General features: G+C 66.2%; 8 protein-coding genes. 4 read left to right on the forward strand and 4 right to left on the reverse strand.

The window, feature by feature from the left end; all coding sequences use genetic code 11:
* Positions 1-264: 264 nt before the first annotated feature.
* From Q1N79_RS25365 to Q1N79_RS25380, 4 genes are all read right to left on the reverse strand, one after another.
* Positions 265-1,014: a hypothetical protein gene (locus Q1N79_RS25365; protein WP_300613169.1), complete on the reverse strand. Its 750-nt coding sequence runs from the start codon at positions 1,012-1,014 to the stop codon at positions 265-267.
* Between the two features lie 265 nt (positions 1,015-1,279).
* Positions 1,280-1,831 carry a SigE family RNA polymerase sigma factor gene (locus tag Q1N79_RS25370; RefSeq protein WP_300613183.1) on the reverse strand — a complete coding sequence of 184 codons (552 nt, stop codon included), beginning with the start codon at positions 1,829-1,831 and terminating at the stop codon, positions 1,280-1,282.
* A 434-nt stretch (positions 1,832-2,265) separates the two neighbouring features.
* Entirely contained in the window at positions 2,266-2,835 is a 570-nt protein-coding gene (locus tag Q1N79_RS25375) for a sigma-70 family RNA polymerase sigma factor (protein WP_300613171.1), read from the reverse strand.
* A gap of 473 nt (positions 2,836-3,308) precedes the next feature.
* The gene (locus Q1N79_RS25380; RefSeq protein ID WP_300613173.1) at positions 3,309-4,292 is read right to left on the reverse strand and encodes a CHAP domain-containing protein; all 984 of its coding nucleotides are present in this window, start codon (positions 4,290-4,292) and stop codon (positions 3,309-3,311) included.
* A gap of 357 nt (positions 4,293-4,649) precedes the next feature.
* On the opposite strand from Q1N79_RS25380, the gene Q1N79_RS25385 reads away from it, so the two are divergent.
* The 4 genes from Q1N79_RS25385 to Q1N79_RS25400 all read left to right on the forward strand — a co-directional run.
* Positions 4,650-5,822: an ATP-binding protein gene (locus Q1N79_RS25385; RefSeq protein WP_300613175.1), complete on the forward strand. Its 1,173-nt coding sequence runs from the start codon at positions 4,650-4,652 to the stop codon at positions 5,820-5,822.
* Positions 5,823-5,830: 8 nt separating this feature from the next.
* Positions 5,831-6,550 carry a hypothetical protein gene (locus Q1N79_RS25390; RefSeq protein WP_300613177.1) on the forward strand — a complete coding sequence of 240 codons (720 nt, stop codon included), beginning with the start codon at positions 5,831-5,833 and terminating at the stop codon, positions 6,548-6,550.
* A 57-nt stretch (positions 6,551-6,607) separates the two neighbouring features.
* On the forward strand, positions 6,608-7,093 hold the full coding sequence (locus tag Q1N79_RS25395) for a hypothetical protein (protein WP_300613179.1): 486 nt from the start codon (positions 6,608-6,610) through the stop codon (positions 7,091-7,093).
* Positions 7,094-7,176: 83 nt separating this feature from the next.
* On the forward strand, positions 7,177-7,537 hold a 361-nt coding region (locus Q1N79_RS25400; protein WP_300613181.1), incomplete at its 3' end, for a hypothetical protein.

The raw sequence follows: 7,537 nt of genomic DNA on the forward strand, positions 1-7,537 counted from the left end.
GGGAGGCGCGGATGGACTGGGGCAGGCACGCGGCCTTGGATCGCGAGTTTGACTGCTTCGCGGCCGAGGTATCGGACCCGCTGCTGCGCACCGGCCACCTGATGACCGGGAATGCCAACGACGCCGAGGACCTAGTCCAGAAACGCTGCTGAGTGTTCTTCTGACTGTTCAACGGCTTCATCTACAGCTACGGAGAAGTGGGACTCCCGCAGGAAGTCCTGCTGGCCTGGAGGAACATGCGGCCGCTAACTGGAAAGGTTCCGGCTAATACGGTCGTCCGGAATCTGACAAAGAGTATTGGGAGCGTCGAGCCCAGTTCGGCCTGAGGATTTCTCCATGATCTCCAAACTCAACGAACGTCTTTTCGTCATCGAGTTCTACGATGAGTTTCGCAAGCAATTGATGAACTTTCGCGAGTCTCACGCTATCCTTTCCATGCGCAAATACTGACTCCAGGTGGTCCGCAAATTTTTGGAACCATCTAAAGTATCGAGTTTCATACTTGTCTATAAATGTATCGAAACTGACACAAGCAGGGACTTCGCCTTCCTGGCGCATCAGATGCCCGATGGCATCTTGCTCTTCCCGCCAGAGCATCAATTCATCGAATGACTCTCCCTGATCTATCTCGTCAGATGCAAAGACGATTGTGATTTGGATGAGCGTGCCGGATACCATGTTCGTGTCCCTTGCGGGATTAAGGCGCAAGTACTCACGATAGATGTCGGTCCACCCAAAATATTGGCCGAAGCGGAACAGGGTACTGCTAAGCGCAAGATCGCGGCGGTCCACCGCGTTCAGATAGAGCAGGAAGTCCTGATTGCGGATGTTGTTTATCCGATTGCCGAGATCGTCGACTGCACTGAGCAGCATCTTTCGGTAGCGCCGCAGTTCAGCCTGTTCTACCAAGAGGCGCTCTCGTTTCTTCGCCCGGGCGTCGATGGCCGCCTTGACCAACGTGACGGCGAGGCTGCCGAGTGCAGCGATCAGCGCGACCACAACTGCGGCATTCATGGTTACCCAGTGGACGGCAGAGGAAGACCATCGTCAAGCATCTCGGACGAGTTTTTGCCGTTTCTCCCGACGCAGCTTCATCATCCGTCCAGCGAATCACCGCGGAAGCCGACCCCTACCAGGGCGATCTGGCCGGCCGGCGGCTGCCAACGAGCCAGGACCACATGAGCTCTCCCGCCGCACGGGGTGGCAGGACAATCCCAACTGGTGATCCTTGTGGCTGGCAGGGAACCGACGGTTTCTCTGGCGCGCTAAGTCAGCGCTGTTATGTCTGGCTCTCCAGGAGGGCTGTCAGGGTCGCCATGGCCCGGGCCGTGTGGCTCTTGACAGCACCCTCGCTAATGCCCATCGTCGCGGCGATGTCTGCCTCGGACAGATCGGCGTAGTATCGCAGGACGATAGCCTCACGCTGCCGGTCCGGCAGTGCGCGCAGCGCCGCCGCAACCGCGGTCCGCTCGATAAGGGCGAGGGCTCCCTGTTCCGCGCCCGGCTCGTCCGGCGCGGGCTTGGGCGCGTTCCTGTCGATGACGGTACGGTGCCGCAGCACCGAACGCGACCTGTTGACGACCGCCTGCCGCAGGTAGGACAGCGCCTTGTCCGAATCACGCAGCCGGCGCCAGGCGTGGTGCATCGCCTCGAACGCGTCCTGCACCACCTCCTCGGCGGTCGGCGCGTCGTGGACCAGCAGCACGGCAAGCCGCACGAGCGACTTGTACTCACCGTGATAGATCTCGGTGACAACACGGTCAGCGTCCCATACAGCGGGCACCGACCGTACCTCGGGGACGAGTGCACCCGCCGCGAGCGTTTCCGTCACATAGGTTGGACGCGTTTCCTCCGCAGCGGCCCTGGAGCCGGCCAGGGCCGCGCGCAGCGCCGCGCCCACCGCTGCCGGGGTGGCTTGCGGGCTGGCCTGTCCGGTGGCGGTGAGCTCGCCCAGCCAGGCCTGGAACCGGTCCAGGCCAGCTGCCATGTCGTACCCGGCGGCGAACCGGGCCGCCTGCTGCTCGGTGACCTGTTCGTACAGCCGGGACAGCAGCTCGTCTTCCCGCGGGCAGTCCGCCTGCTGCCCGGTGACCTGCTCGTTGTCGGGCTCGTCTGCCAAGCTGACCGCCTGCGGACCGGCGGCATCGCCGTAGACGGACTCCGCAAGGGCTTTCGGTGCCCTGCGCACGTTCTGCGCGGTGACCTGCTCGCAGGGGTCGGACCGCAGCTCGTCTTCTGATGAGCTGTCCGCCCGTCGGCCGGTGGTCATGATGATGGTCCTTCCCGGTCCTCGCTGGCAAAGGGGTAATCCGGTCCCAGCTCGGCAATCAGCTGCCGGCGTGCCCGGGTCAGGTGCACGCTCACCGTCTTTTCGCTCATGCCCAGGGCGGCGGCGATCTCGGCTTGCTTCATCCCGTGCTGCCAGCGCAACGCCGCGACGGCGTGCTGCTGGCCGGGCATGCCGGTGAGGATCTGCCAGCACCGCTCCAGCACGATCGAGGTAAACGCCTGCGCCGGCAGGTCCACCTCGGCGTTGCGGTACCGGGCCTCGATCCGCGGCAGCCGGTCCCGCCAGGCCGCCTCGCGGCGGAAGCCGCTCACCGCGATGTTGGCGCCGGTGGTGCGCAGCCACGCCCGGCGCTGCCCCTCGGTCAGGCACCGCACGACCGCCCAGTCCCGCGCGGCCGCCTCGAACGCCGCCTGCACCAGGTCATCGGCCAGCGCCCGGTCCCCGCGGGACAGCACGCAGCCATACCCGAACAGGCCCTGGGCGCAGGCGGCGAAGCACGCCTCGAGCTCGGCGGCCTCGCGCGGGCAGATCCGCTGCTCACCCACCCCGGCCTCCGCGCCGCAACCGGCCGGGCCCGCCGCCTGGCAGATCCGCACAGGCTACGGCACGGCGGGGCGGGCCGGCCAGACCCGGCCGGCCCGCCCGCGATGGCCCCGCCGTACGAACGTCCGGCCAGCCGGCACCCGGTCACCGTCCGGACCACGACAACAGCCATCGCCGCCAGCGCCGCGGCCGGGCCGGCCGCGACGGGCCCCGCCGCTGCCCCTCGCCCGATCATCAAGATTCACGCAGATAAGTCGCGCAACCGTCCCCAAACCCTTACCCCCGGCCGGCCCGCAACCCGACAGCGGGCCCCGGGGACAGCGTCAGCTCCCTGTCCCCCTCCGATCCCGGTTGCCGCTCATCAACTTTCATCCTCCGACCCGCAGCGTCGGCCCTGGTTTCCTCGAACCGGCGGCCGCACCGCACCGCGGCGAGCCCCGCAGGCTGACTCCTGCGGGGCTCGCTCCCGGGATCGCTAGGGAGCCAGGACGTACCGCACCGAGCTGGCTGGGATAAGCGTGCGGGTGTCGGTTTTGCCCGGGCCGTACGTGAAATTCATCTCCGAGACGGTGATGTAGGGGGCGGAGACGCTGATCACCCACGCGGCATGACCTGCTGCCCCCGCGCCGTTTGCCCCGGGCTGGAACACCGCGATTGAGTTCACCCGCGGCGTGCTGCTGACGGCCCAGCCGTTGTAGGCCGCGTTGGTCGCCAGGTACATGGCGTTGCCGTTGTCAGCCGGGTCGATCGTGTTAGGGTACATCCCGTCGTACTGGTGGAATTCGTTGATGGCCCATGCGACGCACTGGCCGATATCCCCCGAGTTGTACGTCAGCGTCCGGCCGATTTCCCAGTGGCAATACCAGGACCAGGCGCTGGCCGGATTGGTGACGGCTGCCACAGCGCCGTTACCGTACTGGGTTGCGCATTCGGCTGTGACGTCGATGCCGAGCGAGGTGCCAGGTCCGACGCATTGCCAGCTGTAGGCGCTGTTGGCGTTCGTCGCGACGGCCTCCAGGCCGCGACCGGGGTACTGGGTGTCGCAGGCCTGCTGCATGTCGACGCCACCCAGGCTGTGGACGACGACTTGCGTGGAGCCGCAGGGGCCGGTGCCGGGCGCGTAGGAGTTCCATGAAGGGGTTGTGGTGTAGTAGTCCGTTATGGCACCGCTGAGCCCGTTGGCGAAGGTGACGTCGTCCCAGGTGGCGTTGCCGTTGATGTTCGTGCCGCCCTGCCATTGGCACTGCAGCGTGAACTGGGCGCCGCTGGGCGCGATGCCGATGCTGGCGTACCCGGTTCCAGGTCCGGTACGGACGTTCACCGAAGCTGTGGTGCTGTAGGTGCCGGCGGCGAAACTCGGTGCCGCGGTCGCGGCGATCACGGTGACCGCCAGGAAGACGGCTGATGCCCCCGCGGCCAGCCACCTGCCGACATTTCGGTCGCGAATTGACTTCCACATATTGTGCTCTCTCTTTCATGTCCTCAGCTCACGTGCCGGAGTCGCGTTAGCAGCTCGGATTCGCACTAGCCCCCTGTGGGCGCCCCTTGTGGGCGGAGAATCGCCTGTTCGCCATGGTGACTCCCCCGGAATCCTGCTTCGCGACTGTCCGAACGGCCCCTCCGCCCGGAATGAATGCATTCTTTCGGCCAGGCCCAGACGGCCACTATTCTGTTTAGTGGCCGATCTCGCGGCGGGAATTCCCTTCATCGGACCGGTGGGTTCTCCCGCCAATCCGGGACATGCAGAGGGGCCGGGCGCTATCGTCGAGAAGTCGAGGGGGCTTGGCTGTTCGGAGCCAGGTCGGGAAGGGCACTCGTGGCGAATCGGGGCTCCAGACAGCGCTCGCTGCTCAGCGCCGATGGCGTGGAGCGAGCCACCGCGATAGGCGTGGCGATTCTGAAGGGCATGAATGCCGTCCAAGCGGTGGCCATGGTCGTCATCGCGCTCTCCGCATCCCGTCGCCCTTGGCTGGAGATCCTGGCGGTCACGGCATACGGGCTCGCTGGGCTGGCTCTCGTCGTCGGCTCCTTGCGGGCAGGCCGGTTGCGGCGCGGGCTCGTCCTAGTGGACGTGGCCACTGGGATCAGTGTGGTTCTGCTTGCGCCACTGTTCCAGCCGTCGCCAAGCGGGCAACTCTGGACCGAGTGGCCGATGGCCGTGACCTTCCTCGTCGGCGCCGAGGCGGGTGCGGTGCTCAGTACTACGGGCACCGTCTTGACAATGGCGGGGCTGATGACCGCGGCAAGCAGCTGGCTGCTATACGACCCACCCGGAAGTACGCGCAAAGATATCCTGACGGACCTTGTTCCCTACTTCGGGTTCACGCTGGGCAGCCTGCTGTTCGTGGGCTATCTCCGTCGCCTCGCCGCCCTGGCCGATTCCCGCGCGAGGACGATCCGGATGCTTGAGGAGGAACGAACTCGCCGGGTTCTTCATACTCCTTACCGCCTGCTGAATAATCTGGCCGACATGCTTCGGGCCGAGGCCGCGCGAGGGGCAGAAGATGACCCGGGACACCGAGAGCGCCGGGCACGATTGGCCGAGGCCGTGGCCTCCGTGGATGAAATAGAAGCCATCGTCCGCGGGACCGAACCGGCGTCGGGCAACCTGGCTGCCGAGTTGCTGCGACTGCGCGAGCAGTTCACGGACCTGCCGTTGGTGATGAACATCGACGACATTAACGCGGATCTGCCCCCGCAAGCCGCCTACCGGATCCGGGAAGCGGTCCGCTCAGCACTCCAGAACGTCCGCCTGTACGCACACGCGACCGAAGTGGTCATCTACGCCTCGCTGGATGCCACTTCGTGGGTGGTCAGTGTCCATGACGATGGAGTCGGCTTCGAGCCCAGCACCCGGCGCGGGGTGGGCCTCGGCGAGGTTATCGTCAACGCGCTCGAGGAAATCGGGGCAAGAGTCGAGGTGAACTCCTCGGTGGGAGCCGGAACGCTCGTCGAACTCTCGGGAGACCACAGGTGGGCGCTGAACTAAGGCAACGCGTGATCGTGATTGATGACCACCCCGTCATCGCCTCAGGGCTCCCGGGTCTGGTCCCCTCCTTGGATGTCCTTGCCAGCTACCCCAACGTCGAGGCCTACCTGGCTGCGCCAGCCCTCGACCCGGACGTCGTCCTCCTCGACCTTCAGCTCGGTACGGCAGAGGATGAGGCCTCTTCCGTACAGCACGCCAGCGGTACTGCGGCTATCCGCATGCTCCTGGACGCCGGCCGCGGGCCAATCGTGATCTACACGTCGATAGCTCAGGAGATGCTCTTGGCTGCCTGCCTGGCAGCTGGCGCGATGGGAGCTGCCGTAAAGACCTCGCCTGGATCGACCATTGCCGAGGTCGTCCGCATCGTCGCCCGGGGCAAGATGTGGGTGGATCCCGCGATCGCCGGCGCCCTCACCCGATATGCCCAGCGACGGCACGCCGGCGCGCTGAGCACGCAGCAGGCTCACGCGCTAAGGTACCGCGGACAGGGTCTGAAGCAGCAGGCGATCGCCGAACGTATCGGCGTCAGCGACCCCGAGGTTGTGCATCGATATCTGAAGTCGGCCGTCGAAAAGCTAGCCGACGCCGACCTTGCTCTCGAGGCCGACAAGGACGGGAAACACCCCGGAGCGCGCATAGATGAGCTGGCCAGGAACAGCGGCCTAGCGAGCGGGCTCGTCCGCTGGCAGGACCTGAACACTGCCCGGCGCCGCCGGCGGCCGGGCTGAGCTAATGGTTAGTTTTCCCCCTGGATCGCACCGGCCGGCGTTCGCCACCATGAGATCGTGCCGGGCCGGTATCCGATCGAGATCATCTCGGGTGACAGCGTACTGAGCAGACGGCTTAGGATGGCAGCACCGCGTTCCGCGACGATCCCGCTTCGGATCGTAACGACCTCGCAGCTACCTGCATCGGCTGCCGTTGCTGGCGCCACCCGGACTCACATCGCCTACTCCAGTCATCCATCCGCCGTCGAGGCGACTGTCTGGCTCCTCGCCGGAGCCGTTGGCTATGTCACCGGTCTCAAGACTCTTGCCCCCGCGGTTGCCGCCGTTTCGGACGGCGAGATCTGGCTCGACCCGCATGCTGCCGCTGCCCTGTATCGGCTGATCCAGATGGTCAACGATTCGCGACTGAATTCCCTGGCCGCCGCGAGCCGCGCAGCCGCCGAAGGCATGAGCTGGGGTGAGACATCCGCAGCGCTTGGGCTCGCTCGAACGGGTGCCCTCCTTAGCGGCCTGCGCACACAGATTCTCGGAGATCTTCACTGATCCCATCGCCCCGCGCCGTTCGCTTCTCCGGCAGTTCCGGGCGGGTAGAGCGCCTTACCACCGCGGCCGACCTCATCAGAGCTATGTCGATGATCGAGCGGCTTGATGGGCATGCACTCACCGACTATTCCCGCGACAGGGACCATGGGCGGACAACGGCCAGCGCTGCGTCCGGCGATCGAGATGGCGGCACCTGCTGCGAATGTCCACAGCTCCCGCAGCGCCGGTACGACGTCTTTGGCGAGCGCACGCATCGCGTCGAGCCGGACGGGGACGCCGTAGACGGCACGCACCGCGTCCGCGGGCCGGCTGGCGGCTGGCGGCCGGACTCGCGCTCGCTTCGCGCGCCACCGCGCTGGCCACCATCCGCCGCGAGGACCTCGCCGCCCAGCAGAACTAGCCAGGCCAGCAAGCTCGTCGCGCAAGTGTCGTCTGATCGTCGCC

It is taken from the genome of Trebonia sp., from assembly GCF_030042015.1.
Classification (GTDB): Bacteria; Actinomycetota; Actinomycetes; order Streptosporangiales; family Streptosporangiaceae; genus Trebonia.

Excerpts from the sequence above, each read along its gene's own strand:
- Q1N79_RS25365 (WP_300613169.1), bottom strand. The coding sequence starts at position 1,014 with ATGAATGCCGCAGTTGTGGTCGCGCTGATCGCTGCACTCGGCAGCCTC.
- Q1N79_RS25380 (WP_300613173.1), bottom strand. The coding sequence starts at position 4,292 with ATGTGGAAGTCAATTCGCGACCGAAATGTCGGCAGGTGGCTGGCCGCG.